The organism is Oculatella sp. FACHB-28 (assembly GCF_014696015.1).
Taxonomy (GTDB): Bacteria; Cyanobacteriota; Cyanobacteriia; order Elainellales; family Elainellaceae; genus JAAUTN01.
In genome coordinates, this window is sequence record NZ_JACJPJ010000079.1 from 91,852 (window position 1) to 118,590 (window position 26,739).

The window sequence follows — 26,739 nt, forward strand, 5'->3', positions numbered from 1 at the left end:
AACGGCTATTTCCCCCAAAAAATAAGTAGCGCAGGGATTAACTGCGCTACTTTTTATCGACTTAATACCGATCGCCTTCCGCAGTTCAGCTTATGGTCTGTAAATAAGCCTCGATAGCCGTATTCGCTAGCTCTGTCATCGGTTTACCTTGCTGGGCGGCAATCGCCTTCAGCTTGACATACACCTCATCCTTGATGCCAATTCGATGACGCAATTTGTTGCTCGTTCTGGGCTCATAGCTAGCCGCAAACTGCCGCAATGCATCAAACCCAACTCGATGGCAAAAATCGCCAAAGCTTTCCGGCTCTGCTCGTTGCTGACGCTCTTGCTTGAAGTAGATCAACAGTGGCTCTAGCGCAGCTTCCAGGTTTTGGATATTCAGCTTGTCCAGATAAAGTTCAGCCAGACGAGTTTGATTTGGGTCAGCCCCTAGCCACAGTTGATAGGTATCGGGTGACTGTCCTACAAAGCCTAACTCTGCCAAATAAGGACGAGCGCATCCATTGGGGCAACCCGTCATTCGCACGACAAAATGCTCCTGATCCAAGCCCACCTTATCTAGCAACGTCCGAATTCGCTCCATAATGCTAGGCAGTACTCGCTCTGACTCGGCAGTAGCCAAACCGCAGGTAGGCAATGCCGGACAAGCCATCGAGTAACGTACCAGTGGATCGATCTCAGTTTCCGGCTGAATGCCACAGCGTTGAAGAATTTCCTGAATTTCAACCTGCTGAGACGGCTTAATCTCATATAACACCAGGTTATGATTTGCGGTCAGGCGAATTGGCAGCGCAAATCGCTCCTCAATCTCCCGCAGAGCCGACTTAAGCTGAAACGTGCCTTCGTCTTTAATTCGCCCATTGTCAATTGAGATGCCCAAGAACAGGTTGCCGTCGCCCTGCTCATGCCAACCCAAAAAGTCCAGATACTTGAACTCTGGCAACGGTTTAAACGGTTGGATGGACTTGCCAAAATAGCCCTCAACTTCCTGGCGAAACTTGTCTACGCCCCAATCTTCTATCAAATATTTCATTCGGGCGTGGCGGCGGTTAAAGCGATCGCCATAGTCGCGCTGAGTCGCCACGATTGCCTTCATCAGGTCGTAGACATCAGCTTTGTCTACATAGCCAATCGGGTCAGCCAAGCGAGGAAAGGTTTCTTCCTTGTTGTGAGTGCGTCCCATGCCGCCACCCGCAAACACGTTAAAGCCTTCCAGTTCGCCCTGGGAATTGGTCATCACTACCAGGCTGACATCTTGTGAATAGAGGTCAATTGAATTGTCTCCTGGCACCGTCACGCTGCACTTAAACTTGCGCGGCATGTAGTAAGTGCCATAGAGCGGCTCTTCGTTGTCATGAAAAACGGTGCCGTTGCCGTTACGTTCCAGTGCCTCAGCGATCGCCGGATTGGGTTCTGCCGTAATCGCTTTCTCACCGTCTAGCCAGATTTCGTAATACGCGCCCGTTCTGGGCGTCAGCAAATCTGCAATCTGATCCGCATATTCACGCGCGTAAACATATTCAGGGCGATCTTTGTAAGGCGCAGGGGGAGACATCACGTTGCGGCTAACGTCGCCACACGCCCCCAAGGTTGAACCCATGTTGCGAACAATGGTGGCGATCGCCGTCTTCAGATTCTTCTTGAGAATGCCATGAAGCTGAATTCCCTGCCGCGTTGTGATCCTCAGCGTTTGATTGCCATATTGGCTCGACAGATCATCCAACGCCAGATAAAGCTGCGGTGGAATAAAACCACCAGGATTCCGAGTCCGCAGCATGAACTGATAATCTTTCTCCTGTCCCTTGACCCGATTATCGCGGTTATCCTGCTGATAAGAACCGTGAAACTTAAGGATCTGTATCCCATCCTCACTAAAATGGGTTGTATCCTGAGAGATCTCAGTGGCGACAGGCTCACGCAGTGCATGGCTGCGTTCTTTAAGGCCTTCTACTTTGGAAGACTTACGGTCAGTGGCAGGTAGAAAAACAGGAGTTTTAACCATTGCAAAGATCTAAAGGATACTGATTTCCGGTTTCCCGGTCGGAATAAAGGTGAATCCACCCCTCCGATCTTAGCATCGCATCTTCTCACATCAGCCTTTCCCATTGTTAGAAAGAATTTCAAATTATGAAGATGCTGCTGTTGTCACACCAGTTAAGACAACTTATAGCGTCTCTCTAGAAAGAGGCTCTAGATAGAAGGGCACGCTGCTCCACGGGGTGCCCTTCTATCTAGAGCCCTAATTTTTGGGATTGGTATAACGCAGGTTATTCAATTCGCCATCTTTAAGAAAAATGGGGAGAGAACTAAATTCTCTCCCCGTCCTTTCCCTAACTCAAAGGATTCACTAGATTCGGAGTTGCACCCTTAGTTGTAGTTGCACCCTGGGAAGTTACACCCTCAAGGGTTGCATTCTTAGAATCGGTAGCCAGCACCAAACTGGAAGCTGAGCGCTGGGTTAGAGCTATCTTGATAAGCATCTAGACCTAGCTTTGCGTCGCCGTACAGCACCACATTTCGGACGACCTCAGCCTCAACACCTGTCGTCAAGACGACAGAATCCTGGTTGCCAAGAGGGGTTGCCTGACCGTCTTGCTCTACAAAGGAATAGCCTGCTCCGGCGTAAACGTTAGCGTTATTTGTGATAGGCACATCGTAAGAAACGATTGGCATGATCGCACTGGTGTCATCACTAAATAGAACCGCACCGCGTAAAGAAACAGGCGCATTTGGTACAGCAAAACGTCCCTGAATGTTGCCTCCAAATGTGGAACCCTCTTCATCGCTTCCACCATCTAGGACACCTGCGGAGATACCGCCACCGACGTAGGTTCCATCCATTCCAGCAGGTTGAGCAGAAGCAGGATTAGCAGAGAGGAAAATTGGAGAAATTGCTAGTGCAGATAATGCAGAAAAAGTTGCGATAGACTTCAATGAAAGTTTCATGTTCGTTCCCTTCAGCAGTTTCTTTGCTGTTCTTTTTGAGATTTTGCGTCGTTAGAGTCGACGTAATAGTTCCAGAAAACTCAACTTTTTCGCCACCCGAATTTGAGATATTACAAAGTGCCGTATAAATCTAAAAGCCTCGTCTTGCAATGGATTCAATATGCAGCGGTAGCTTCGAGATTAGACTTGTGGGGCTTACAGCAACTTTTCTCTGGATATATTCTTGTTTTAAATCCTAGGAAAATGAACAGGATGTTGTGATGGTCTGTTTTCTAACTGTCACACATAATTTGTTTCAAAAAATGCAACGAAGTCAGTAATATTTTGTTCGAGATATATAGAAATTATCTAAGAAGTTATTTAATCAATTCAGTGATTTGAAAGTAGGATAAGTTCATTCTTTAATCCAAACAGGGTTTTGATAGCTTGGGAACAAAACATAATCTTTTACGTCCTCAGCTAATGTTTAGTTTCAACTTTCAAATACATTTTTATGAAAAATACAAATCTTTTTTCTCTATAAATCTCTAACTCTTTCAAAAGTAGAAGAATCGTACAATGGAGCAATTATTTTCAAATGCTTTCAGGTGCTAGTAATGCCGAGAACACTCTCCTAGCAGAGTTTTGTGGCTACACCCAGGTCAAAGCAGCAGACAAATGACTTGCTTTTTACCCAGCCGAATCAGGCGATCGCCCCAACTGAGATGAACCGTTTAAAGTCTTCCCAAGACTCGATGTGTAGGAGTTAAGTCAACGCAGTATAGTTACCTTGAACTGAGCTAGGATGCATTAATTGTTTGTTAATGAATCATCAGGAGGACATCTAATGGAAGCAATTCATTGGATGGACGCGATTTCAGCGGGGTTTGCGATCGCCATCTTTGCAGGGGGGCTATTCATGCTGATATCAGGGGTGTGGTCGGCGCGAGATAAATAGGCACAATGGTTTCAAAACGCTTCTAAAAGACTTTGACCTATCATCCAAAGACGGTCTGTGAACGGCAATAACTTAGTAGCTTCAACGAGTTGCCAGATTCCCTAAGTAATACGGGAGAGGTGAACTGTGATCACGCGACGATATCACCGACTGGTTGCATTCTTCTTACTCACGCTCCTGAGTTTTATGGTGGTTGTCAATCGACCCGCGTTGTCTGCTGATGCACGACAGCTTTTGCAGGCGGGGGTTAACTATTATGAGCAAGAGCAATTTGCGACAGCGGTTGAAGTCTGGAATCAAGCATTAGCTGGCTTTACGGCTCAGGATGATGAGCTAGGGCAGGCATTAGTGCAAAGCAATCTCTCGGTGGCGTATCAGCATTTAGGACGCTGGGAAGAGGCGGAAGAGGCGATCGCCACCAGTCTTAACCTATTGCAGTCTGAGCAATCCAATACATCTACTCAACCATTCTTGGCAGTATTTGCAAAAGCCTTGAATACCCAGGGTCGATTGCATTGGTCTGGGGGGCGCTTTGATGACGCTCTAGACACTTGGCGACAAGCAACGCTTGCTTATCAGCAAGCCAACGATATTCGCGGGGTGGTTCTCAGTTCGATTAATCAAGCAGAAGCGCTCCAGGCATTGGGGTTGAGTGTACAAGCCGAAGCAACTCTAGGCAATGTTTATGAGGTGTTGCAGCAACAGCCTCTAGAGCCATCCTTGGTAGCAACGGGGCTGTGGTATCTCGGCAATGCTCAACGACGCTTAGGCTACTTAAACCAATCCCACGAACTGCTGCAAGAGAGCCTGGCGATCGCCACTTCTCTCGATCTTCCTTCACTCACGAGCTCTATTTTGCTGGATCTGGGCAACACAAACCGGGCTTTAAGCGATCGCGCGATCGCCATCGGCAAAGCAGATGAAGCACAACCGCATCAAACGGACGCGATCGCTCACTATCAACAAGCTGCTAGCAGAGCGACCTTACCGATTCATCAGATCCAAGCTAAGCTCAATCAACTCAGCTTGCTGGCAGAAACTGGGCAAACTTCGGATGCTGCCGAACTGTGGTTGCAGATTCAACCTGATCTCACCCGTCTACCGACTGGGCGATCTACTGTGTTTGCAACTCTGAATGCAGTCCGCAGCTTGATCTGCCTGCGTCAGCAGCTTAACTCTGCTCAGGCAGATTGCTTGCAGCAAACTACTCAACCAGAGCTAGAACAGCCCCCTCCTTCCTTGCCTGATTGGAGTGAGCTTGCCCAATTGCTAGCAACTGCCATTCAGCAGGCTCGCACTCTGCAAGATTCTAGGTCAGAAGCTTTTGCATTAGGACAATTGGGAGAACTGTACGAGTTAACCCGCCAGTGGTCAGAAGCTCAAGCTGTAACTCAACAAGCGCTCTTGAAAACAGAAACGATTCAAGCTCCCGATATCCGCTATCGATGGGAGTGGCAGATGGGACGACTGCTGGAAAAACAGGGCGATCGCCCTGGAGCGATCGCTGCCTACACGGCGGCGTTTGAAACTCTAAAGTCTGTTCGCAGCGATTTGTTGACCATTAATTCCGACGTTCAATTTTCATTTCGCAGCAACGTCGAGCCAGTCTATCGGCGTTTGGTGAGTTTGCTATTGCAGTCAGAAGTGGGTCGTGAACCGAGCCAAGACGAGCTAAAGCAAGCAATTGAGGTGATAGATGCATTACAGCTGGCAGAGATCGAAAACTTCTTGCGCTGCACCGTTGTGCAAGCGACAACTCCCTTTGGAACTGAACCCTTAGTCGATAGCATCGGTCGCGTTGATCCAACAGCGGCGATCATCTATCCCATCATTCTGGAGGATCGGTTAGAACTCGTCTATCGATTGCCAGGACAACCATTACAGCATTACACCACTGCGATCGCACAACATCAGGTTGAACAAACCCTAACCGATCTGCGAACCAGTATCGTTGCTCGAAATCGTCCTGAAATGTTGCTTGAGAAGGCAACTCAAGTCTACGACTGGATCATTCGTCCGCTAGAGGCAGACCTCGCTGCCACCAATACGGTGAAGACTCTAGTATTTGTGTTGGATGGAGCGCTGCGAAACATTCCGATGTCGGTCCTTCACGATGGGGAGCGTTATTTGATTGAGAAACCCTATGCTGTGGCGATCGCTCCTAGCTTGCAACTGGTTGATCTCCAACCTCCCTCAGGAAATTCCCTTGAGGTGCTGACAGCCGGGGTCAGTGAAGCGCGACAAATCGAAGGACAATCCTTTAGCCCCCTCGCAAACGTTACAAACGAGCTACAGCAGATTGAGGCAGTGGCTTCAACCGAGTTGCTATTGAATCAGGAATTTACGAGAACAAACTTGCAACAGCAAATTGACTCCGGCGACTTCTCCATCGTTCACGTTGCAACGCATGGGCAGTTTAGCTCTGATCCAGACGCAACTTTTATTGTGGCTTATAGCGAGTTACTAAAGAGCCAAGACTTAAATGACCTGTTACGCACTGACCTGCAAGACCGCTCCAGCTTCATTGAATTGCTAGTGTTGAGTGCCTGTGAAACTGCCCAGGGAGATGAACGAGCAACGTTAGGGTTAGCAGGAATCGCCGTTCGCGCCGGGGCACGCAGCACCGTGTCTACGCTGTGGCAGGTGAGCGATTCCTCTACTGCTATTTTGATGGGAGAGTTTTATAACCGCCTCACGCCGTCCACCCTGACGAAAGCAGAAGCGTTGCACCAGGCTCAACTTGCACTCTTCAATGAATATGGCTATCGATCTCCCTATATTTGGGCACCGTATGTATTGGTAGGAAACTGGCTTTAATTACTCCTTTCCCACTAAAAGATCAGGGATGCCCCCCCGCGACGCGGGGGGGCATCCCTGATCTTTTAGCACCTAATCTTTAATCGGGAAGGGAGTAGACTTCAATTAGACAGCAATTGTGCATCCACAACCGTGTCTAAAGCTAGATCGGCTAAACCAACCTGTTCCAAAAGGTCAACCCAGGCTGTACGAACAGCAGTGTCTTCTGGGTTAGAGCGATAACGAGTAGCCAACTCCGTCAGTGCGTCATACCAAACTCCATTCCATTCAAATGCAGGGTCAGGAGTGGTTCGCGTAATCCAACCATCCAGAGCGAAATCTCTGTGTCCATAGCTCTCAGAGCCACAATTAATCATTAATTTCCACTGATAGGCTTCCTCCATTTCCAAAGCGATCGGAATAGTGATTCCCATCACTCCTGGTACATCTGCCAGTTGAATCGAGGAGCGATACAGGGTGGTCGTCTCATTGCGATCATGCACTGAAAACTCAACGGTAGTCACATCCTGATTCGTGTAAGGCATGTAAAACCAGACCACTGGAGACTCCATTGCTGTTGCCCCTTTTCCATCTTCGGGCACAAGAGCGGTGGGTGGATGAGTGGTTTGCCTACACTGACTCGCGGATTCCCCAGGACGGGTTCCTCCTCCGGTACGACTGCCATCTGGAGTACCTGTTATGGGGAGCGGTCTGGGGCGCGTTGCTACTCTGGAAGGGTTAACTTCAGCATGGTGTGGGTAAGAAGTTTCTGCTTCTAGCCTCGTTTGAGTCCATCCGGCATTTGGAGTGAGTATCAGGCTAATTACTAACACTCCAATTTTCAAATGTTTTATCAGTAATTGATTAACCATACGGATTCAATGAACCTCGACAAATCCTACTGCACGACAGAACCTGGCGTTAAGACAAGCATCACACCTCCTGTTATTCCAAGCGCTAAAACGGTTGGAATCAGTGGCAACCAAAGCCCCTGAACCAGTGCAAACCAGCACGAGCCGTATAATACTCCGACGGCAACTCCAAACCCAATTGTCAAATTCAACAAAATGGGAATGCCAGTAGGATGAACCCGCAAATGCCAAACCAATACTCCTCCCACGAGGGTCCACCCCAGCACCCAAAGGGCATCAGCCCATTGAGGCATTGCTTGAATTAAAGGACGATGCGAAGCATCCACTTTAGAGTAGTCGCCCAAAATAGTGTCTAGCAGTTGACTGACAATATGCGCATGGATGTGTAACCCCCGCATTCTGCCATAGGGTGTGGACTGATCATCTTGAACACTTGCGGCTGTTACGCCAACTAAGACTACGCGATCGCGAATCCAACTGGGGTCAATTTGATCTTGAAGGAGAGCCGTAATCGAAATCTGTTGGGCAATTTCGGCGGTGGCTCGATAGTTGATCAAAATCTGATTGCCGCGCGCATCCAGGTTTTGATATCCACCCGTGCGAGGGGTTAAACGTTTAATGATTGTTGTATCAAACTGCCAGTCCTGTTCTGCTGTCAAGGTTGGAGGAATAGCTGGGATTTGTCGATCGAGATAGTTGAAGACCAACTGCAGGCTAAAAGAATAGGGTGTGGTGCAGGGAGATAAAGGCGAAATCGGATTGGGCGATCGCGACAATACATGCCGTCGCACCACTGCATCCGCTGCATCCAATTCTAAGTCTGCAAAACCAATCTGCTCCACAGGGCTATCAGGAGGAGGGGCGATCGCCTGCGTTTCATCTGTTCCCCAGGTACATACGGGGACGACATTTGGGTTAGATTGCAACTCGGCAACAAAGGATTCATGCCCCGGTAAAACGGGGCGATCGCGATAGATATCAATGCCGATTGCTGCTGGACGATGGTGCCCCAGTTTTTCAATCACTTGAACCAATACCGCATCGGGTACTGGAAAGCCATACTGCTGCAAATCTCGTTCGTCTGCCCCAACCAATAAAATGCGAGAGTCAGGTAGCTCAGCCGGGCGCTGTCGCAACAGGCGATCGTAGCTTTGCAATTCCCACGGCTGCAGCCAGCCAAACCACCGTAATCCCATAACGAGAGCCGTAACTGTCACACTGCTTAAGCAGACCAGCCCAAGTGGCCTCTGTAAGGAAGTAGAAAGGGGTGTTTTTAACTTAGAGTTTGGAGTTTTAGGTTCTGAAGGCTCTTCTTCCTCTGGATGCCGACATAGCTGTTGCCAGGTCGCCGGAATCGCCGCTGGATGCTGATAGATGACGGGTAGCCAACTGGCACAGGGAAACTGATCCTCTAAGCTCTGTAATCGCTCACGGGCTTCTCTTTCTGCTAAATAGAATGGTTCCCCTCCAGCAAAGGCTTTCAAAAAATACTTGAGAAAGTCTTGAGCAACCGGATCAGGGATAGGCTGCCGCATCACGATCATTTGGGGCAGTTGCAGTTCCTCAAGCGCATGGGCTAAGCCCAACCCATCGCAGGAGTTAAAGATAGCAAACTGCAAACCGTGAGCGATCGCCCGATTAACTCCATACTTCAGTTCCTCAATGGTCAAACTCACGTCAGGGTTGAGCTTGATCCACCCCTCGCCATCTTCCGTGGTCTCGCTGTGCCCAGCAAAGAAGAGAATGTCCCAAGGCTGTTCACACAGGTGGTCGTGCAGCACTCGTCGAGACGGTTCTACCAAAAACGTCAGGTTAGCTCCTGGTAGCTCAGTCAACATCTGCTGATCAGCCTCGACGTTGATGTTAGAGCGATCGCCCAAGATAGCCAGTATTCTCACTCCACTCGTTGCAGACGCAGAACGGGTGAGTTGAGTCAGGGGACGGCGAAACTTGGGCGCACCCAACGCAACCTCTGCCTTTGGATATTGCTCAACCACATCCCACACATGCCAGGGAAGCTGATGCAACTGCTGATCGTCAGTGCGAAGCAAAATTCGAATCGGTTCCTCTTGAACCAATGCCTGACGTAATTGATTATCAATTTCTCGAAACGAATTGGATTGCAGCCACAATCTCAATTGTTTTTCTAGCGTCTTTGCCGATTGGAGACAGGCTTCAATCGGGTGGAGGGAGCCGTCGTAACGGATCTGTCGAGGTTTGAGTGCGCGAGAGGGAGCCGATAGACGATGATAATGAGTTTGCCATTGCGCGAGTTGGGCAGCTAACTCTGGGTTGGGCGGAAGCGCTCCACTGGTTGCAATATCAGGATATTGTCCCTCCTGCCCAATCTCCAACGTAATCCGGAATCCTTGCTGTTCCAGGTCACCATCCAATTTCAGAACCACGAGCTTACTCATGACGGTTCCTTGCTATCTCACTCAAATCACGAAGGACTCAACCTTGCTCTGATCTGCTAGCTCCACTTTGACACTAAACGCATCTCCAACATCACCGCTAAATTTCAGTTCAATCAGTCGGTTATCTGCTCGGGCATCAGACTGCATGATGATTGAACCTTCATTGTCTAAAATCATCACCCGCAGCGTTGCTGGAAGATGTGGGTGATCGGCTGTTGGGCAAACATGAACAGTAACGGTATGTGATGAGTCTGCCTCTGATGAGTCTACCTCTGGAGTAATCTCCAAGATCAGGGCGACCTGTTCATCAGGTAAATCGCTGAAGCTTAACAGTTTGCCTCGTGCGATCGCAGATGTATCAGATGTCGCCTCTGCATCTGGCGTTGCACTGCGCCATTGTACTGCTAGGGGTTGTAGCCCTAATAGGTCATCCAGCGATCGCCATCCTGCCTCAATCAAGCCATCTAACCACTGACTTAACCGCGTCACGCCTTGTAATGGGTCTTGACGTGAAGTTAACGAGTGCAGGTAAGTAGGCAGTTCAGAGAGCGATCGCAACTGACGCAGCGGCAATTCTTCTGTCTCAACCTGATCGACAAAGCCTAGAAGGGTTGCCTCCTGACGATGGTCATCAATGCCCACCACAACATATCCAATTCGATCTTCCTGCACCTCAGTGGGAACGTGGCAAACTGGGTCAGGGTCTTCGAGTCCAGCCAGTGAGAGCGGACGACACTCTAACCGCCCTACCCCAACAATGTTTAGATCCGCTGTATTGATTACCGATCGCATCAGTGGATTCCAACTGTCGCATCCTGACAAATTTGCAGAAACCCCCAAAATCTTGAGGTAATTATTCACCGCGCAAACCGCCAGCGTATTGAGATAAACCTGATCGGCTTTGGTTGGCGTAGGCTGCTGTTTGGCAAATCCTTGTGCGAGTTGGTGGGTTTCCTGGGTAATTAGGACAGGTACTCCAGCATCATCGAAAGCCCCAAGATCGTAATTCATAGTTCCCCTCTTAGCAATTGGCGAGTAGTCAAGAGTCGTCGTGGTCACGCAGTATCAGCATCAACTTATACTTTTGTGAAAGTTTCAGCGATGACTACTCTCCTCCTCATCTAGATATCCTTGCGAGATACCAAAATTTCGCAGCAGCGGCAGGCAACGGCGATTGTAAAACTTGGGTAAATCCTTAGCTTCGGCAGGAGTAAGGTGAAAGCGATCGGCAATGACTTGCCAAGAAGTTTCTGATGGAAACCGCATCAGGAATAAAGTTTGAGCATTGATATCAACTCGTTTTCTAAAACAAGTTGCTTGCAATATGCCCTGCGGATCGGTTTGGACCCAGTTCATCGTTTTTTCCCAAACGTCGAGTGTCGGTTCCAGTTCAGGGCGTGCTGGAAGTCGATCGACTGGATCTACAAAATTTCCTTGCTCTGTTTGCTCTATGCCTGCACGTCGCTTGTAGTCTCGACTTTGGCGATCGCGAAATAACCGCAGTTGCTTCTTCAGATAGTTATCTAACCAGGTGATCACTCCACTCAACGTTGGATCATATTCTTCCAAATGCTGGCAGCAATACTCCCACATCTGCTGAAGGGCATCTGCATAGTAGGGAGTGTATTCTCTCCAAAGTTTGCCCGACTTCATTACTAACCGATAAATCTCCTGCAGTGCCCGTTGGCGGTCAACGCTTTTAGGAGGATGAGTACAGGCTTCGGCAACGAGCTGGCGAAGCGTTTCATCTAAATCCTTCATATTAAATCAGTCAAGGAGAGGGGTTTGGGGCATTTATAACTCCTCTTCTGTAATACGCAGTATTCCAGGTAACTGCGCTTCTTCATTACAAAATTTAGTACACGAATTCAGTAGCGCAAGAGGCTTAGCCTCTTCACTAAGCGATAGTCGCTTTTTAAGTGCTGCTCATGCTCAAGAGGCGATCGCCTCAAAGTGGAACTGCTCCACATCGCTCTTTGTCTAGTAGTGACTCCCTCACACTATTCACGAGTTCTACTTTGCTTCGCCCGACCTTAAAAAAATCAACGTCTTGAACCCGCTACGTCATTCGGTTAGCTGCCCGACGTTAGCACCCGTAAAGGTGATAGGGAAGGGGGCTATGGCTTGGTAAAATTTATTCAAATCCAGGTTGCATCAACTCTTCAAACCCAATGTAGATAATATCAACCAGGGTTAGGAGATTGGCGAATTTATTCGCAGATTCCAGAATGAGATCGGTCGAACGCTACAAGAACCAGTCCGCATCGGCAGACTATCAGAAGTCAAAGGTCAAAGAACCGACACAGGTCGGTTTTGTCGAGGTAGGAGTGGCTTTAAACGCCAAAATTCTTTAGCTTTGTGATGTCTAAGTTCGATGAGTAGCACTAGGCATACCCTCTGCTCACTCTTTCCTTTAAAGGGTTGTTTGAGCAGATTTGCTGCTACCCGCAATTTACCTGGCTTAAGGAAAGCATATGTCTCAGCATAATTCGGAAACGTTTTCAGTTTCAGCTGCTTCTGAGTTGAGTAATCAAACCACATCAAATTTGACACAGGATTGGAAGTACAGTGTTTTTGGTAATGGAATTGGTAGTAGTGGGCTGATTACAGCAGACATTGACAACGACGGAATCACGGAAATCATTGCTGGTGGGTCACTCACAACCTTTGGCACCAACGATTTTTGGTATGTGTTAGACCCGATCTCAAACCCTAATGGGTATAACAGACAGTGGACCAGTAGCTTATATCCAGACAAAGTGTCAGCGATCGCGGCGTTTGACACAGACGCAGATGGCATCTACAGCATCTTTACAGGACTAGGAAATGGGGATGTTGCAATCTATGATGGCAGCTCACTTCAATCCATCAAAACCCTCAATCCGTCTAATAGCGCGATTCATCACATCCTGTATGCTGATGCAAATAACGACTCTATCAAGGACATCGTCATTGCTGATGACAACCATATCTACATTTACAATGCCAGTTCCCTCGCGCTCGACCTGCAACTGAATTATGCTTCCACCGACTTCGAGATCGGCAATGTAGACTCAGATGCAGCTAACGAAATTGTTTTATCCAGCGGTTTGGTCTTGGAAGTCAACGGTTCCAACACTAGCGTCCAGTGGGATTATGCTGGGGGAGACTTTGGACAGTCAGTTGAACTCTCAGATGTTGATGCAGACGGAATTCAAGAAATCATCGGAGCAGCTCCTTGGAACTACATTACGGTTTTTGATGCAGACATTCAATCTCCCAAATGGCAAATCACCACCAGGCAGGACATTGATGCCCTTCTGGTTACAGATATTGACAATGATGGAGTTGATGAAATTCTTTACGGTGATGGTCAATTCGGTAAGATTTACGCTTATGACGTGATCAGCCGCACTGAGCAATGGGCAATTGACAACCCTGAACATGGGGTTACTAATATTGCTGTAGTCGATGTGGATGGAGATGGAACCCTGGAGCTTTTTTGGGGATCTGGGGCAACCTCAACAGGACCAGATCATCTTTATGTCCATGACATCTCGACGCAATCTCTAGAGTGGAAGAGCCAGCACGTTGATGGCCCCTTTCATGCGATGGATATTGGTGATGTGGATAGCGATGGACAACTAGAAATTGTCTTTGCTTCGCTTCGGAGTAATAGTGGTTATGGGGATGGCATGGTCGCAGTTTGGGATGCACAAAGCCATAGGCCTGAGTGGGATCAAACCAATTTATTTGGAGGAACGGCTTGGACTGGAATTCACGATGTGCAAATCGGCGATGTTAATAACGATGGTACGCAAGAAATTGTCGTCGCCACCGATCGCTTATATGACGGAGCCATTTATGTCATTGACGGCACTACAAAAGAAATTAGGCATTCCTATTTCTATGATGATGGTGCTTCCATAAGGTCACTGGCGATCGCTGATATTGACAATGATGGCACAACCGAAATTATTGCAGGGGGTTCTAGAGAGCACACAGGTGCCCCTGGGGTGTATACCTATATTTTGGATGGCGCAACTGGAGCCGTTGAATGGAACAGTATTAATTTAGGAGACTACTGGTCAGCTGTTTCTGAAATTGAAGTTGGTAATCTGGATAGCGATGCAACCCAGGAGATTGTTGCGGTCAACAACCACCTCTTTGTATTTGATGGAGTGACTCATCAACAATGGCAAAGTTCATTTAGTGGTGTTTCAAGCGTCCATCTGTATGATCCTGACCAGGATGGAACACAAGAAATCTTGGTGGGTCTTAACGACGGACAGGTGTTGGCGATAGATGGACAAACGTATCAAACCGTAGATAATTTCCAAATCAGTTCGACTGCCATTACTGGGTTGCAAACCTCTGATGTTGATAAAGATGGTGATATTGAACTGGTCTATAGTAATGGTACCTCAGTGGGTATCTACAGCTTTGAGCAATCTGCTACCATCTGGCAAAGCGACCCGTTAGGTACATCAGTAGGCAATACAAATAGTCTGTTGGTTGCCGACACCGATGGGGATAGACGAGTTGAGATTATCGTTGGTACAAACTACACCGTGGTTGAGTTCGACGTGCTTATTCCACCGAGACTCGTTCAACCATTTGCAGATTTAACCACTAACACGGTGAGTGAATTTACGTTACAAATCAGTGACTACTTCAACGAGATTGATGCAGGTGATACTCTAACTTACTCTGCCAATGGTTTGCCGGATGGGTTAGAGATTGATGCTGGGGCAGGTCTTATTGATGGGGTTGCTACTGCTGCTGGACAATACGACATCACCGTTACAGCAACAGATAATACCGGTCTATCTACAAGCGACACGTTTGAGTTAACTGTATATAACCTAATTCGGTTAACCCGATTTGATGATACTGCAACAGGAACGAGATCACCTGACCACATCGAAGCACTTGCAGGAAGCGATCGCGTTTCTGGCAGATTGGGAGATGACTTAATCAACGGTGGTGCTGGCAATGACCATTTGTTGGGAGCTGCTGGCAATGATAGTTTGAATGGCGGCAGACATAATGACTTTTTAAGTGGCGGCGCAGGACAAGACAGACTTAAGGGTGGGATAGGACAAGACGTGATGAAGGGTGGTCTAAATTCAGACATCTTTGTGCTGCAATCGAGGTCGGGAACTGACAAAATTATTGACTTCGAGAATGGACTAGACTTCCTCGGCTTATCCAACGGCTTAAAGTATGAAGATTTGACTATCACTCAACTTAGGAATCAAGTCCTAATTTCAGATATCAATGGTGCGATCGCTCAACTTCGAGGCATTAGCGCCAGAGCAATCACTCAAGCAGACTTTGTAGCTCTCTAGGTTTTCAATAACCATGTTGGAAGTAATACAGAAAGTAAACATTTCTCTACACAATTAACACTTCCAGCAAGTACGTTGCTCATTTGCAGAGATCTAAAAGTCTCTGCATTTTTTTTTGTTAAGAAGCGGCTCCTTTGAAGGGGAAACGATGACGAACCGATATCAGCAGTCTCCCCAACAGGATATTGCTTCTCATTCCCTAGGTTTAGATATGTAAATTATTTCGCCGGAGTGCGAAAAGTGATTTTGAGCAACGCAGTAACAGGTATAGAAAAGCGATTCATCCTACTGGTCAGGAGCAATCGCATGTCACTACACAAAGGAGAAAAAAATGTCTACATCCAATCTTGGCACTTTGCGCAGCACACCCAGAAGCAAAAATGACTCGACTTTAACTACAAGTGACCCTACCGATGTCTATAAGTTCAGACTCACAGGCACCAGCAATATCAACTTGTCTCTCAATGAGATCAGTTCTGGGGATGATGCTGATTTACGCCTATATCGAGATTCCAATAGAAATGGTCGCTTAGATATCCGGAACGGAGTTGTTTTAGACGAAGAAATTGCGAGCTCCGTCAACAGCTCTAACCTGGATGATGCAATTAATGTTCAAGCCAATGCAGGCACTTACTTCGCTAGAGTTGAGCGTTATGCTCCAGGTAGCTCTGGCACTGTCACTTATGATCTAGACTTGTCTGCCACCTCACCTTCTCCAACAACCTCACCGAGTAACCTTCTTCCTAAAGAATTCACAGTTGGTGATGCTGGAACAGTAGTTAGAGATCAAACCTACAGTGACGCAGTCGGGGATAGCGATACGGCAGATGTTTATTCCTTCAGACTAAGCCGTAATCATCGCCTCAATAGTATTGACCTTTCCGGGCTCAGCGATGATGCAGACATTCGTGTCATTCAAGACCGCAACCGCAACCGTATTGTTGATGCGGGTGAGGTCATTGCTTCCTCAACCAACGGCGGCAATTCCATGGATTCGATTTCAGCCGGTCAGCTTAGGACTGGTGTGAATTATTTTCTTCAAGTCTATCAGTACTCTGGCAACACAGACTATCAGCTCACCTTTGACGTAGCTTAACCACTAACCCTAATCACCAATCCTCAAATTTGAGGATTGGTGATTAGCGTCAATTGCGTAGTAGTGCTTACAACATAGCCGCTTTATGAGGTGTCCTTTCTATGACTGCCGTTCTACAAATCGGGTATTCTACACTCACAAACGAGAACATCGTTCCTTTGTTGGCTTGCTATCAAATCATCCCTCAGCTTATTTGCGAAAGCATTATCGAGCAGGCGATCAAAACAATTCACTGTACATCGGAAGAAACAACTCAAGCGTGCCAAGAGCTTTATCAGCAATGGGGACTCATTTCTGAAAGCCAAAGGCAAATTTGGCGATCGCACTACAGATTAAGTCAGAAACAATTTGAACAACTGGCAACACGAAAGCTGAGGATTGAAAAATTCAAACAATTGTCTTGGGGACATACGGTTGGGTCTTGCTTTCTCAAGCGCAAAATGCAGCTAGATCAGGTAGTTTATTCATTCATGCGAGTTGGTGATCGAGGACTTGCAAATGAACTCTACTTTCGTATTCAAGAAGGAGAGCAATCCTTTGCTGAACTTGCTCACGAATACTCTGAAGGACCAGAGGCTTACACCAGCGGACTAATGGGACCAGTTGAATTAGGTAAGCTGCATCCGAACCTGGCAGAACTGCTTTATACAAGTCCAGTTAATAAAGTTCAGTCACCTGTGCCTTTTGGAGAATGGCAAGTGATTGTGCGTGTCGAGAAATTTATTCCAGCAGAATTGGACGACGACATGCGCCAGCGGTTGCTTCAAGAAAAATTTGAATCTTGGTTTCAGGAACAGCTCCGTCAACTCCCTTACCAAGAACGGATCTGGATGGGAGTTACATCAGACCATCCTAATGATGCAACAAAAAACTTAGCAGTAGCATGAGTTGAACAATCAGGAACAAATATTTCTCAGAAACATACTTCTTCAAAGATTTAACGTTCTATTTCTGAACGTCAGTTACAACAATCATTCAAGGAACACTTTTAATGCTTTATGTCCTTTAAACAGTTATTTGTCCATTTTTAAACAATTAGTGTCCATTCCCTTTAGAGCTAGACAAACTGGTGGTACAGGGTTCTAGCTCTATTTGGGAATTATATTCTTCCTTTAGAGTTAAACAAATAATACCAATTCTCTAAATTCCGGCGACAGATAAAGCTTCCAAGATAGAGGGACGAGCGGTAATCGATGCAATCACTTCAGGAGTGAGTGCTGCCAGACGTTCTCGCAACTGCTGACGCAACCCATCAAGCGTAGTGGGTAAGCTCCAGCGCAATCGCCGCTTGAGATATTGCCACACTTGCTCGATCGGGTTTAACTCAGGACAATGAGGAGGTTGAAATAACAAGATGATGTTGCTTGGAACCTGCAAGCGTTTGGCTTTGTGAAAACCACCGTTGTCCAACTGAATAATCAACAGGTCATCCTTGAATTGTTGGGACACGAGATCCAGAAACACCTGAAAGCAACTGGTGTTGAGATGTGAGAACTCAAAGAAGAAATACTCTCCCGTTTTGGGTTCAACAATGCCATACAAGTAGGTTGCTTTAAACTGCCATTGCACTTGTCCAATCGGCTTGACTCCTTTGGCTGTAATCTTACGTCCTCCCAAGGTCTTTAACCCCAGTCGAGTTTCATCACCACAGAAGAACGTACCTTGCCACTCCAACTCAAAACGCTCAATGCCACCCACACCAGCATCGCCAAGTTCTCGCTCAAGTTTTTTTATATGCTTCTCTCTGCTGGGGCGACTGCTTGACACTTACAGGTCGGGGTACCTTAGGCGAGGCTTGCAATCGGTAATGCACCAGTTTATGCACCGTTTTGTACTTTGCCCTGATCCCTAAATCCTTCTCCAACCAGTTACAAATCGCTTCGTAGCCATCAAACCCTTGCGGTTGCTCTAAACGTTTGCGCCAAGAGGAGGCTGCCCATCCCGGAATCGCACGGGGACGACCTGAACCTACTTTGCGCTTAAGTAGCTCGTCCATGCCTCCTCCTCGGTAGGAACGCAACCATTCCTGCAGGGTCCCTCGATGCCGTCCTAACATCGCAGCAGCATCTTGCACGGTTTCGGCTTGCTTAGTTTTCAGCAAGTACAGTAGTTGAATTCGTTCTTTGCCAAATGCCGTTTTTTTCCCTCGCAGCAGTTGCTTGAGCTCTTCCTCACTCTCTTTAATCTCTAGCTTGTAAACTCCTGCCATATTCTACCGTTGAACCCTCTACAAGCTTTATACCATCTGTCGCCTTACTTTGGAGAATTGGTATAAATGTCATTTTCTACTAATTCTGAATAAACAATCGGCAGCCTGTAGCTCCCCTAATCTGTCAAGTAACGGCAGGACTTTCAGAAATATTTAGAATCTATAGGGTCTACAGACTGCCTAGCTGGTCTTTAAACTGTTTGTTTTCTGCTTGCAGAGCTTATCACGCTGCTCCAGTTCTTTAATTCGATCGGTTTGCTGCTTCACGGTTTGCTCTAGCTCTGCTTGTGATAGATGTAAAGAGGGATGGCTTGTTGACCATTGCGCCAAAACATCATGTAGATCAGCCCCTCATACTCGTCAGTGCCATTCTGGAAGTCGCGAAGAACTTTGTATGACTTCCTGAATGACGAGGGCTTCCATTTGCTGCGAACGACGCAGAATTAGCTGCTGGTTCTGACCAAATGGGGCTGTTTTCACAGCTTGTCCAGAGGTCTTAAATAAAGGAACCCCAGACTCTAAAATTAGATGATCGGAGCAAAACTCATCCCAGAGGGTAGTTCCCATACGTCTTCTTAATCTCTGCTCTTGCAAGATTAGAGTGCCCAAGCTTAGCTAGTGCTGTTTAATCCTTCAAATCGAAATCTCAAAATTGCTGAAGGGCGATCGCTCTCACCTTGAAGATGACAGCATTGGAAGAAAGAGCAGCCATGCCGCAATTGCTAGAATCCTAAAGTAATTAATCATCATTGACGATCTCACTTTGAAGCAGAAACGCTCAAAATCTTTGCTGTTAGCCTTACTCAACTCGCTGTCTGATTTTGATGGGGAGCTATCTGAGGACGCTATAAAACTGTTGGATGAGCTGAAAACTCGATCGCACGCTCTCCCTCCCTTATATGCCGATGTGTTTGCCCTGCCTGATTCAGCGACCTGTGCAGATCTGGTCGATCGCATTACTTCCCTTTCTCAAGAGCGGATTGCGATCGCCAGCTATGCGTTTCAAATCTTCCGCTACTATGAGCAAATCTTGAGAGCGAGTCCTAGTGATGGGTCGCCGCAACAGAAGGCGGCTTAGGAGGCACAGGTGGAGCGGATTCGCCTTTCGGTGGCTCGAACCAAAGCAGCGTTGGCAGAATCTCTTGGGTAATGGGTAGAAGAAACACTACAATGAACGGCTAGCAATCATCAGGAACTACCAATGACTATGTCTGCCCTTAACCGTCAGCAATCCGATCGCCTGATTCAACACGTTAGCGGAGTTGAGCAACTGTTAACCGAGCTGGATGAGGAAGGAGCGGAGGAAGTTCTGGATGAACTTTATATGCTGATTACCAAGCTCTTTGACCAGTTTCCGCAGCTTGATAAGGACGAGGATTAACAATACTACCCTCATTGCTGCTCCTTACCCTACTCTTTGACAGGAAATGGTGAATGATAAATTCTGTCAATCTTAAACTCTAGACTCGTTACGCCTTGTTCCCAGGTGAGTTTAGTAATGATGGCATCTGCGTAAGCAATCCATTGATCGTTTACTAGGGAAATTGGTACATCGATCGGGAAAATTCTGTAGCTTTCTTTTTGAGCTTGGTAGGTTTTACCCTTCTCTAATTGATCTGGATAGCCCTGAGTAGGCAAGAGTTTAACAACAGTTCTCATTATGGTCTTCAAATTAGAGGTTCCGCGCCCAGTGGTCGGGCTTTCTTTCAAAATTAGAATTGCTACATAGCAACAGTTCTAATTTTGGTTTTTAAGCCAGAGAGTCTTGCCAGGGGAAAGCCTGGCGTTGGCGAACTTTTCTCTAAAATTCTGGGTTGTGCTGGGTCTGCAATCTCAACAGCGCATGAAATCATTCAGATAGATTTATCCCTATGCATAGATCGATTTGCATAGACTCATAGCCAAAGTCCTATAACTAATCTGCCGCAAAGTCTAGTAGGATTCTCTCATCAGAGGTTAAGTATTTATTCCTACTTGCTATGGTGACCGTTCAATTCCCCTGGCTAACCACGCTCGTTCTGCTCCCGCTGGTTGCCGCTCTACTCATTCCATTGCTGCCCGATAAAAGCGGCAAGCTGGTGCGCAGCTATGCCCTCGGTGTCGGGATTATAGATTTTGTGCTAATGTGCTACGCCTTCTGGACACATTACGATGCCAGCAGCGCTGCGTTCCAGATGGTAGAAAAATTCACCTGGATTCCGCAGCTGGGGTTGAACTGGTCCGTTTCAGTAGATGGACTGTCTGCTCCTCTGGTGCTGCTGGCCGGATTGGTGACCACTCTCTCCATGTTTTCGGCTTGGCGAGTCGATCGCAGGCCCAAGCTGTTCTATAGCTTAATGCTGGTGCTGTATGCCGCTCAAGTGGGCGTCTTTGTTGCCCAAGATCTGCTGCTGTTCTTCGTCATGTGGGAGGTCGAGCTGGCTCCAGTCTATCTGCTGGTCTGTATTTGGGGTGGACAAAATCGTCGTTATGCCGCTACAAAATTTTTGATGTACACCGCTGCCGCCTCTATCTTCATCCTGGTTGCGGCTCTGGCGATGGCTTTCTACGGCGACACAATTACCTTTGACCTGGCAGACCTGCAGCTGAAAAGTTTCCCTCTGGCCCTGGAACTGCTGCTGTATGCCGGACTGCTAATCGCCTTCGGCGTCAAGCTGGCTATTTTCCCCTTCCACACCTGGTTGCCTGATGCACATGGCGAAGCTTCCTCTCCGGTATCAATGGTGCTGGCAGGCGTGCTGTTGAAGATGGGCGGATATGGGCTGATTCGTCTCAACCTCGAACTTTTGCCCCATGCTCACATCTACTTTGCGCCGGTTTTAGCCATTTTAGGAGTCGTTAACATCATCTACGGTGCTTTGAACTCCTTTGCTCAGGTCAACATGAAGCGCCGCTTGGCCTACTCGTCGATCTCACATATGGGATTCGTCCTGCTGGGCATTGCCTCCTTCAGCGATATCGGCATGAGCGGTGCCCTGCTGCAAATGGTCTCGCATGGCTTGATCGCCTCAGCGCTGTTCTTCCTGGCAGGTGTGACCTACGATCGGACTCACACGATGATGATGAATCAAATGGGCGGCATCGGTCAGGCTTTACCAAAGGTCTTTGCTTTGTTCACGGCTACTGCAATGGCTTCACTGGCGCTGCCGGGCATGAGCGGCTTTGTTAGCGAGATCGCCGTTTTCGTAGGGTTGGCCACCACTGACATCTACAGCTCAACCTTCCGCATCGTCACCGTTTTGCTCTCTGCAGTGGGATTAATCCTGACGCCAATCTATCTCCTCTCCATGCTGCGGCAGGTGTTCTACGGCTCCGGTGCAGAGCTGGCGTGCGACATTATGCCCTCTTGCGACTTAAGCGATGTTGACTTGAAGAACCAGGGGAATGAGGAAGCCGCCTGCTTTGGCACCAACTGCGAGCTGCCTGTGAACGCTAAATTTGAGGATGCCAGTCCCCGAGAACTATTTATCGCGATCTGCTTCTTAGCGTTGATTATCGCGATCGGGGTCTATCCTAAGTTGGCGACGCAGATGTATGACGTGAAGACTGTCGCGGTCAACGCTCAGATGCGTCAGTCCTATCAGCAGATTGCTCAGGAGCATCCTCAGATCTATGCCAAGAGCTTCTGGAATTCGACTCTCTCAGAATCCCAGACGGCTCCAGTATTAGGCATTGTCAAGTAGAGTGCTCCAGCCAGAAATTCTCATTTCAGGTTTTGCTAACAAAACCAAAGGGTTTCGCGCCCAACGAGCGCAGAAACCCTTGGTTCGATTCCAAAATTAGAATTGCTGAGAGTTTGAGGATGCTATTGACTTGACACGGCATTCCCATATTTTCAGGCTCTTGGTTCGTTAAACAGTTAGAACTTGCTTTGCTGCGACTTCCATCAGGGTAGCGCTGCTGTCTCGTGCAAACCAATGGCTTGATGAATTTCTGCAATGGCAGCAGGAATCAGACCTACTCTATGAGGACGTGTTGAAAAGGTTATATGACAAAACGTCTGGTCTGACTGGTCCACTGTATGAAGTGCTTCGACAGATTGCCATTTGCGCTTTGAAGAAGGGCTTGTCCACGCTTGATGAGCAAACAACGCTTGAGGTTTTGCAAGGGCAGTTCAAAGCATACGTGGGGTAGAGATGCCTTATGCATGATGGAACCTCATCAGAGACAGCATCCGAAGATTCTTGGGTTTGGATTGCACAGATTGAACCCTACGAGGGTGAAAGCATTAGCCATTATTTTGGTCGATTCCGACATCATGAACTAAACAGTGTTTCTGCTCCAACGCCTCTTAGTGATGCAGCAGGAATCGGATTTGCTCTATCCCGTTGGGAAAAGTTCCGCTTCAACCCATTTCCTAGTCGAAGGGAACTTGCAGCAATGGCAAAGCTGGTAGGGCTGGACGCTGAAAGGTTGCTTGCCATGTTCCCGCCGAAAGCTATACCAACCGTCAACCGTTCTACTCGCTTGTGTGGAGCCTGTTATGCCGAAGCGCCTTATCACCGGATGGAATGGCAGTTTGAAACAACTAAGGGATGCGATCGCCATCAACTTCGTCTCATTTCTAGATGCCCTGCTTGTGATGAGAAAATTCCACTACCCTCAGAGTGGGAAAATGGGCAATGCTCAAAATGTGGAATGAGATTCAGAACAATGGCAAAGAAGCAGAAAAGGTACTGACTTTAAGGGCGCTGTTCATTAAATCTTGAAATAGAAAATATCTTACACTTTTCTCGCTCAACTAGTACATTTGCACCATCAAATATTTGAGGTTTGTCATGAGCATCAAAACTATCCGTTGCTCGTTGTGTACTGATGAGGCAACCCGCAAATTCTTTTGGGAGGAAATGGTTACATATACACTTTTGGTCAATGCTCTCTTTAAAGCGGTTGCAGAGCATGACAAATTCAAAGAGTGGCAAACCAAAGGATTTGTTCCTAGCGAATCAGTTAAGGAGATGATTGAATTTTTCAAGAAACATTCTGATTCTAAAAAGCTACCTGGTCGCTTCTATGATTCGGCAGCTCGGATGACTCAATATGTCTACAAATCCTGGTTTAGTTTGCAAAAACAACGCTACTTCCAAATGCTTGGCAAGAAGCGATGGTTAGATATTGTGAAACAAGATTATGGCTTAGAGAAAACAACAGATTTCAGCTCAGAAAGCATTTGTGCTAAAGCAGAGATTTTGGACAAATCCAGATCACAACCTGTGGAGTCAAACAATAGGAAGCCAAGGCGTAAACCAACAAAATCAAGTAATTCTTTGCTGGGCGAGTTACTCACTCAATTCGAGTCTACAAGTGACACTCTTGTCCAACGGGCAATTATTCACCTACTCAAAAATAATCTACAAGTGAATAATGAGCCTGAAGATCCAGAAAAGTTGAAATTACAGCTTGAGAGCAAACAAATAGAAATAGAACGGCTTGAAGAGCAGCTTCAAAGCCGTTTTCCAAAAGGAAGAGATCCAATAGGTGAAAGGTTTGCTGCAATTCTGTTGGGTGCTGTCTCTCTTCCAAATGGTGATGATGCAGATTCTATTGCTGAAGCACTGAATGAGTGGCGACAGCAAAAGTCTATTAATTTCTTGAATCCTCTCCCCTATCCAGTTTTGTGGGGTAGTGCAGACGAGTTTATCTGGTCAACCGAACCTAGAAGTAGTTCATCAAACTCAGAGCCTTCTGTAGAAAGTTCATCAAAGCAGCGTAAATTCAAAAAGAAAAAGAAGTTGATATCAGACAAAATTTGTTTTCGGTTTAATCGGCTCAGAAGTTTTGTCTTTAAAGTTCAATGCGATCGCCGTCAACTTCCAGTATTTCGCCAGTTTTTAGCAGATCATCAAGTTAATGCTTCGGCTCCTAAAGAAGAACGTTTTTCTTCGTCGTTATTTACCTTACGATCTGCCCAGCTTATTTGGCAGAAAGATACAAATAAACGCAAAGAGAAGAAATCGGATAAGTCTCAATCCTACACATCTGATCAACCTTGGGCAACGCATCGTCTTCATCTACACTGCACGATTGATACTCATTTCTTGACTGCTGAAGGAACAGAAGCTGTTAAAGAGGAGATCAAACGCAAAGTTGCTAAGGATCGAGGATTAAATAAAGTGTAATTCTACTATCTCTATCTGTAAGCTAGAGAGATAGGTGAGTAACGAGTGAATTGATGCAGCCCTACCCTACCCAAATAGAAGCCCAGATGCAACGGTACTATCAATCGTTGTCGGAGAAGGATCGTCGTCGTTACGCCGCAATTGAAGCCGTGAAATTAGGGTATGGAGGGCAGGCATACAGTCGACGCCTGTTCAAATGTCATCACGAAACCTTAGCGTTGGGACTGGTGGAACTGGAAGACGAAACAGTTCTTGAACAGGAACGAATCCGCCAACCTGGAGGTGGACGCAAATCAGCGTTTGAGACGATTGCCGGATTAGATGAAGCATTTTTGCGAGTGTTAGAGCAGCATACCGCAGGTTCACCGATGGATGAAACGGTGAAGTGGACTAATCTCAAGCGGCACGAAATTGCCGCATTGCTGAAAGAGGAAGGCATTGAAGTGAGTGTGACGGTGGTAGACCAGTTGCTAGAGAAACACAACTTTCGTAAATGCAAAGCGGTCAAGACTTTGGCAACGGGAGAGAGTGAACATCGCAACGAGCAATTTGAGACGATTGAACGACTCAAGCAAACCTATCAAGCCGCAGGCAATCCAGTGATGAGTATGGACACAAAAAAAGGGAATTGATGGGTCAGTTGCATCGAGATGGAAAACTCTACACTCAAGAGCCAATTGAGGTGTTTGACCATGATTGGGCAACGCTTGCAACTGGAATTGCCATTCCTCACGGACTCTACGACATCAGCAATAACGTGGGCTACATTCAGATTGGCACTAGCCACGATACCAGTGAGTTTGCGTGTGATTCAATTCGCTACTGGTGGAACACCTATGGCAAAGCTCGCTATCCTCTAGCAGACTCGATTTTGCTGTTATGCGACGGTGGAGGCAGCAATAGCTCACGCTATTACATCTTCAAGCAAAACTTACAGACCTTGGTCAACGAGTTAGGCATTGAAATTCGCATCGCTCATTATCCCCCTTATACGTCCAAGTACAATCCAATTGAACATCGTTTATTTCCCCATGTCTCTCGTGTGTGTCAAGGGGTGATTTTTGAGAGTGTCCAGACTGTTCAAGGACTGATAGCAACGGCAACCACCCGCACCGGGCTAAATGTGTTTACAACCATTCTTGACAAGACGTATCAAACGGGGCGAAAAGTGGCTGAAGACTTCAAAGCCAACATGACAATTGTCTTTGATGAATTCCTACCTCAATGGAATTACACGGCAAAGCCAGAATTACAGGTTATTTAATTCACGATCCCAACAGTTTAAAGGAACAAGATAAGGTATCTGACCAGGAGGTTGAACCGTTAGAGTTGACTGAAGGGCAGAAGGGGCGTTTAAAAGCCAAGCAGACCCAACTGACTCGTCTGGAAAATCCTTGCCCACCACGTCCTAGCAAACCTAACTATCAAGGTGATCCCCTGATTACCGTCGGAGTTAGTCTAAGCCGTCAAGTGCCTCTTACTGTTTGCGTAATCGATCTTAGAACTGGAAATATCTTAGAGAACCAGACCACAAAACGGTTATTGACCATTCATGGAATCAAGGCAAAAAGAGGTAAACGCAGCGCATTACAACTGAGACTGGAGCATTGGCGGCTGGTAAACAAGCTAAACCTGCGAAGGCAGCGAAATCTACTTCAGCGCAAGGAGGAACAAAAGCATGACCAATATCAGGAGAACAACAGTGAATCAAACTTAGGCATCTATATGGAAAGATTGCTGGCAAACAGGTTAGTGCGCCTTGCCATAAGGTGGAATGCTAGCAGCATTGCCGTGCCCGACTTGAAACGCATTCGCGAAATTATCGAAAGTGACGTTCGAGCCAAAGCAAAGCATAAGTTCCCGCAAAAAAAGAACTTCAAGATCAGTACGCTAGACAACTCCGAGCAAGCTTTCATCGCTGGAGCTATAGCCGATTGGTGCAGTTCATTCGAGAGCGTGCAACTAGTCAAGGTATCCCAGTAGTTAGTGGGCAACAACTTAAACAGGGATCGCTACA

General features: G+C 47.1%; 22 protein-coding genes and 1 pseudogene. 13 read left to right on the plus strand and 10 right to left on the minus strand.

Features of this window, described 5'->3' with window-relative positions; all coding sequences use genetic code 11:
- Positions 1-85 precede the first annotated feature (85 nt).
- Together sir and H6F88_RS19050 are read right to left on the minus strand one after the other, a co-directional pair.
- Positions 86-2,002, minus strand: coding sequence for a sulfite reductase, ferredoxin dependent (sir, locus tag H6F88_RS19045; protein ID WP_190644316.1), 1,917 nt, complete (start codon positions 2,000-2,002; stop codon positions 86-88).
- Positions 2,003-2,415: 413 nt separating this feature from the next.
- On the minus strand, positions 2,416-2,946 hold the full coding sequence (locus H6F88_RS19050; RefSeq protein WP_190644317.1) for an outer membrane beta-barrel protein: 531 nt from the start codon (positions 2,944-2,946) through the stop codon (positions 2,416-2,418).
- 626 nt (positions 2,947-3,572) lie between these two features.
- Here H6F88_RS19050 and H6F88_RS34075 point away from each other — a divergent pair.
- On the plus strand, positions 3,573-3,695 hold the full coding sequence (locus H6F88_RS34075; protein WP_277882201.1) for a hypothetical protein: 123 nt from the start codon (positions 3,573-3,575) through the stop codon (positions 3,693-3,695).
- 314 nt (positions 3,696-4,009) lie between these two features.
- Positions 4,010-6,700 (plus strand): CHAT domain-containing protein, encoded by a 2,691-nt coding sequence (locus H6F88_RS34550; RefSeq protein ID WP_199333689.1) that lies wholly within the window; start codon positions 4,010-4,012, stop codon positions 6,698-6,700.
- Between the two features lie 101 nt (positions 6,701-6,801).
- Here H6F88_RS34550 and H6F88_RS19060 read toward each other — a convergent pair whose 3' ends face one another.
- The 4 genes from H6F88_RS19060 to H6F88_RS19075 form a co-directional block, all read right to left on the minus strand.
- On the minus strand, positions 6,802-7,551 hold the full coding sequence (locus H6F88_RS19060; RefSeq protein ID WP_190644318.1) for a DUF928 domain-containing protein: 750 nt from the start codon (positions 7,549-7,551) through the stop codon (positions 6,802-6,804).
- Between the two features lie 26 nt (positions 7,552-7,577).
- On the minus strand, positions 7,578-9,968 hold the full coding sequence (locus H6F88_RS19065; RefSeq protein WP_190644319.1) for a CHASE2 domain-containing protein: 2,391 nt from the start codon (positions 9,966-9,968) through the stop codon (positions 7,578-7,580).
- Between the two features lie 21 nt (positions 9,969-9,989).
- Positions 9,990-10,979: a DUF1822 family protein gene (locus tag H6F88_RS19070; RefSeq protein ID WP_190644320.1), complete on the minus strand. Its 990-nt coding sequence runs from the start codon at positions 10,977-10,979 to the stop codon at positions 9,990-9,992.
- A gap of 84 nt (positions 10,980-11,063) precedes the next feature.
- Positions 11,064-11,729 carry a sigma-70 family RNA polymerase sigma factor gene (locus tag H6F88_RS19075; RefSeq protein ID WP_190644321.1) on the minus strand — a complete coding sequence of 222 codons (666 nt, stop codon included), beginning with the start codon at positions 11,727-11,729 and terminating at the stop codon, positions 11,064-11,066.
- A gap of 467 nt (positions 11,730-12,196) precedes the next feature.
- Here H6F88_RS19075 and H6F88_RS34080 point away from each other — a divergent pair, with 467 nt between their 5' ends.
- The 4 genes from H6F88_RS34080 (at position 12,197) to H6F88_RS19090 (ending at position 17,281) form a co-directional block, all read left to right on the plus strand.
- Complete coding sequence (locus tag H6F88_RS34080) at positions 12,197-12,322, plus strand: hypothetical protein (RefSeq protein WP_277881983.1); 126 nt, start codon at positions 12,197-12,199, stop codon at positions 12,320-12,322.
- Between the two features lie 120 nt (positions 12,323-12,442).
- Positions 12,443-15,298, plus strand: a complete 2,856-nt coding sequence (locus H6F88_RS19080; RefSeq protein ID WP_190644322.1) for an FG-GAP-like repeat-containing protein — start codon at positions 12,443-12,445, stop codon at positions 15,296-15,298.
- Positions 15,299-15,629: 331 nt separating this feature from the next.
- Positions 15,630-16,394: a pre-peptidase C-terminal domain-containing protein gene (locus tag H6F88_RS19085; protein ID WP_190644323.1), complete on the plus strand. Its 765-nt coding sequence runs from the start codon at positions 15,630-15,632 to the stop codon at positions 16,392-16,394.
- A 101-nt stretch (positions 16,395-16,495) separates the two neighbouring features.
- Positions 16,496-17,281, plus strand: coding sequence for a peptidylprolyl isomerase (locus tag H6F88_RS19090; RefSeq protein WP_190644324.1), 786 nt, complete (start codon positions 16,496-16,498; stop codon positions 17,279-17,281).
- Positions 17,282-17,534: 253 nt separating this feature from the next.
- On the opposite strand, the gene H6F88_RS32730 is transcribed toward H6F88_RS19090, so the two are convergent.
- The 3 genes from H6F88_RS32730 to H6F88_RS19100 form a co-directional block, all read right to left on the minus strand.
- Positions 17,535-18,161: an IS630 family transposase gene (locus H6F88_RS32730; RefSeq protein WP_206756455.1), complete on the minus strand. Its 627-nt coding sequence runs from the start codon at positions 18,159-18,161 to the stop codon at positions 17,535-17,537.
- A complete protein-coding gene (locus tag H6F88_RS32735) occupies positions 18,115-18,603 on the minus strand; it encodes a helix-turn-helix domain-containing protein (protein WP_199333691.1) in 489 nt (162 codons plus the stop codon). Before H6F88_RS32735 ends, H6F88_RS32730 begins: the two co-directional genes overlap by 47 nt.
- Before the next feature lie 360 nt (positions 18,604-18,963).
- Entirely contained in the window at positions 18,964-19,170 is a 207-nt protein-coding gene (locus H6F88_RS19100) for a hypothetical protein (protein ID WP_190644325.1), read from the minus strand.
- A 196-nt stretch (positions 19,171-19,366) separates the two neighbouring features.
- Here H6F88_RS19100 and H6F88_RS19105 point away from each other — a divergent pair, with 196 nt between their 5' ends.
- Both H6F88_RS19105 and H6F88_RS19110 read left to right on the plus strand, forming a co-directional pair.
- On the plus strand, positions 19,367-19,681 hold the full coding sequence (locus tag H6F88_RS19105; RefSeq protein WP_190644326.1) for a hypothetical protein: 315 nt from the start codon (positions 19,367-19,369) through the stop codon (positions 19,679-19,681).
- A 123-nt stretch (positions 19,682-19,804) separates the two neighbouring features.
- Positions 19,805-19,984 (plus strand): hypothetical protein, encoded by a 180-nt coding sequence (locus H6F88_RS19110; RefSeq protein WP_190644327.1) that lies wholly within the window; start codon positions 19,805-19,807, stop codon positions 19,982-19,984.
- Between the two features lie 29 nt (positions 19,985-20,013).
- Here H6F88_RS19110 and H6F88_RS19115 read toward each other — a convergent pair whose 3' ends face one another.
- Positions 20,014-20,262: a DUF2584 family protein gene (locus H6F88_RS19115; RefSeq protein ID WP_190644367.1), complete on the minus strand. Its 249-nt coding sequence runs from the start codon at positions 20,260-20,262 to the stop codon at positions 20,014-20,016.
- Between the two features lie 320 nt (positions 20,263-20,582).
- On the opposite strand from H6F88_RS19115, the gene H6F88_RS19120 reads away from it, so the two are divergent.
- The 5 genes and pseudogenes from H6F88_RS19120 (at position 20,583) to cas12k (H6F88_RS19140) (ending at position 26,705) form a co-directional block, all read left to right on the plus strand.
- Positions 20,583-22,286, plus strand: a complete 1,704-nt coding sequence (locus tag H6F88_RS19120; protein WP_190644328.1) for an NAD(P)H-quinone oxidoreductase subunit 4 — start codon at positions 20,583-20,585, stop codon at positions 22,284-22,286.
- Positions 22,287-22,746: 460 nt separating this feature from the next.
- A complete protein-coding gene (locus H6F88_RS19125; RefSeq protein ID WP_190644329.1) occupies positions 22,747-23,283 on the plus strand; it encodes a TniQ family protein in 537 nt (178 codons plus the stop codon).
- A gap of 98 nt (positions 23,284-23,381) precedes the next feature.
- Positions 23,382-24,722 carry a type V CRISPR-associated protein Cas12k gene (gene cas12k, locus H6F88_RS19130; protein WP_190644330.1) on the plus strand — a complete coding sequence of 447 codons (1,341 nt, stop codon included), beginning with the start codon at positions 23,382-23,384 and terminating at the stop codon, positions 24,720-24,722.
- A 368-nt stretch (positions 24,723-25,090) separates the two neighbouring features.
- Positions 25,091-25,986 (plus strand): annotated as a pseudogene (locus tag H6F88_RS32745) (ISAzo13 family transposase).
- On the plus strand, positions 25,947-26,705 hold the full coding sequence (gene cas12k / locus H6F88_RS19140; protein ID WP_190644331.1) for a type V CRISPR-associated protein Cas12k: 759 nt from the start codon (positions 25,947-25,949) through the stop codon (positions 26,703-26,705). The pseudogene H6F88_RS32745 and the gene cas12k (H6F88_RS19140) overlap by 40 nt, the downstream one beginning before the upstream one ends.
- The last annotated feature ends 34 nt before the right edge of the window (positions 26,706-26,739 follow it).

Excerpts from the sequence above, each read along its gene's own strand:
- sir (WP_190644316.1), bottom strand. The coding sequence starts at position 2,002 with ATGGTTAAAACTCCTGTTTTTCTACCTGCCACTGACCGTAAGTCTTCC.
- H6F88_RS19050 (WP_190644317.1), bottom strand. The coding sequence starts at position 2,946 with ATGAAACTTTCATTGAAGTCTATCGCAACTTTTTCTGCATTATCTGCA.
- H6F88_RS19060 (WP_190644318.1), bottom strand. The coding sequence starts at position 7,551 with ATGGTTAATCAATTACTGATAAAACATTTGAAAATTGGAGTGTTAGTA.
- H6F88_RS19065 (WP_190644319.1), bottom strand. The coding sequence starts at position 9,968 with ATGAGTAAGCTCGTGGTTCTGAAATTGGATGGTGACCTGGAACAGCAA.
- H6F88_RS19070 (WP_190644320.1), bottom strand. The coding sequence starts at position 10,979 with ATGAATTACGATCTTGGGGCTTTCGATGATGCTGGAGTACCTGTCCTA.
- H6F88_RS19075 (WP_190644321.1), bottom strand. The coding sequence starts at position 11,729 with ATGAAGGATTTAGATGAAACGCTTCGCCAGCTCGTTGCCGAAGCCTGT.
- H6F88_RS34080 (WP_277881983.1), top strand. The coding sequence starts at position 12,197 with ATGAGATCGGTCGAACGCTACAAGAACCAGTCCGCATCGGCAGACTAT.
- H6F88_RS19080 (WP_190644322.1), top strand. The coding sequence starts at position 12,443 with ATGTCTCAGCATAATTCGGAAACGTTTTCAGTTTCAGCTGCTTCTGAG.
- H6F88_RS19085 (WP_190644323.1), top strand. The coding sequence starts at position 15,630 with ATGTCTACATCCAATCTTGGCACTTTGCGCAGCACACCCAGAAGCAAA.
- H6F88_RS19090 (WP_190644324.1), top strand. The coding sequence starts at position 16,496 with ATGACTGCCGTTCTACAAATCGGGTATTCTACACTCACAAACGAGAAC.
- H6F88_RS32735 (WP_199333691.1), bottom strand. The coding sequence starts at position 18,603 with ATGGCAGGAGTTTACAAGCTAGAGATTAAAGAGAGTGAGGAAGAGCTC.
- H6F88_RS19100 (WP_190644325.1), bottom strand. The coding sequence starts at position 19,170 with ATGGGAACTACCCTCTGGGATGAGTTTTGCTCCGATCATCTAATTTTA.
- H6F88_RS19110 (WP_190644327.1), top strand. The coding sequence starts at position 19,805 with ATGACTATGTCTGCCCTTAACCGTCAGCAATCCGATCGCCTGATTCAA.
- H6F88_RS19115 (WP_190644367.1), bottom strand. The coding sequence starts at position 20,262 with ATGAGAACTGTTGTTAAACTCTTGCCTACTCAGGGCTATCCAGATCAA.
- H6F88_RS19120 (WP_190644328.1), top strand. The coding sequence starts at position 20,583 with ATGGTGACCGTTCAATTCCCCTGGCTAACCACGCTCGTTCTGCTCCCG.
- H6F88_RS19125 (WP_190644329.1), top strand. The coding sequence starts at position 22,747 with ATGCATGATGGAACCTCATCAGAGACAGCATCCGAAGATTCTTGGGTT.
- cas12k (WP_190644330.1), top strand. The coding sequence starts at position 23,382 with ATGAGCATCAAAACTATCCGTTGCTCGTTGTGTACTGATGAGGCAACC.
- cas12k (WP_190644331.1), top strand. The coding sequence starts at position 25,947 with ATGGAATTACACGGCAAAGCCAGAATTACAGGTTATTTAATTCACGAT.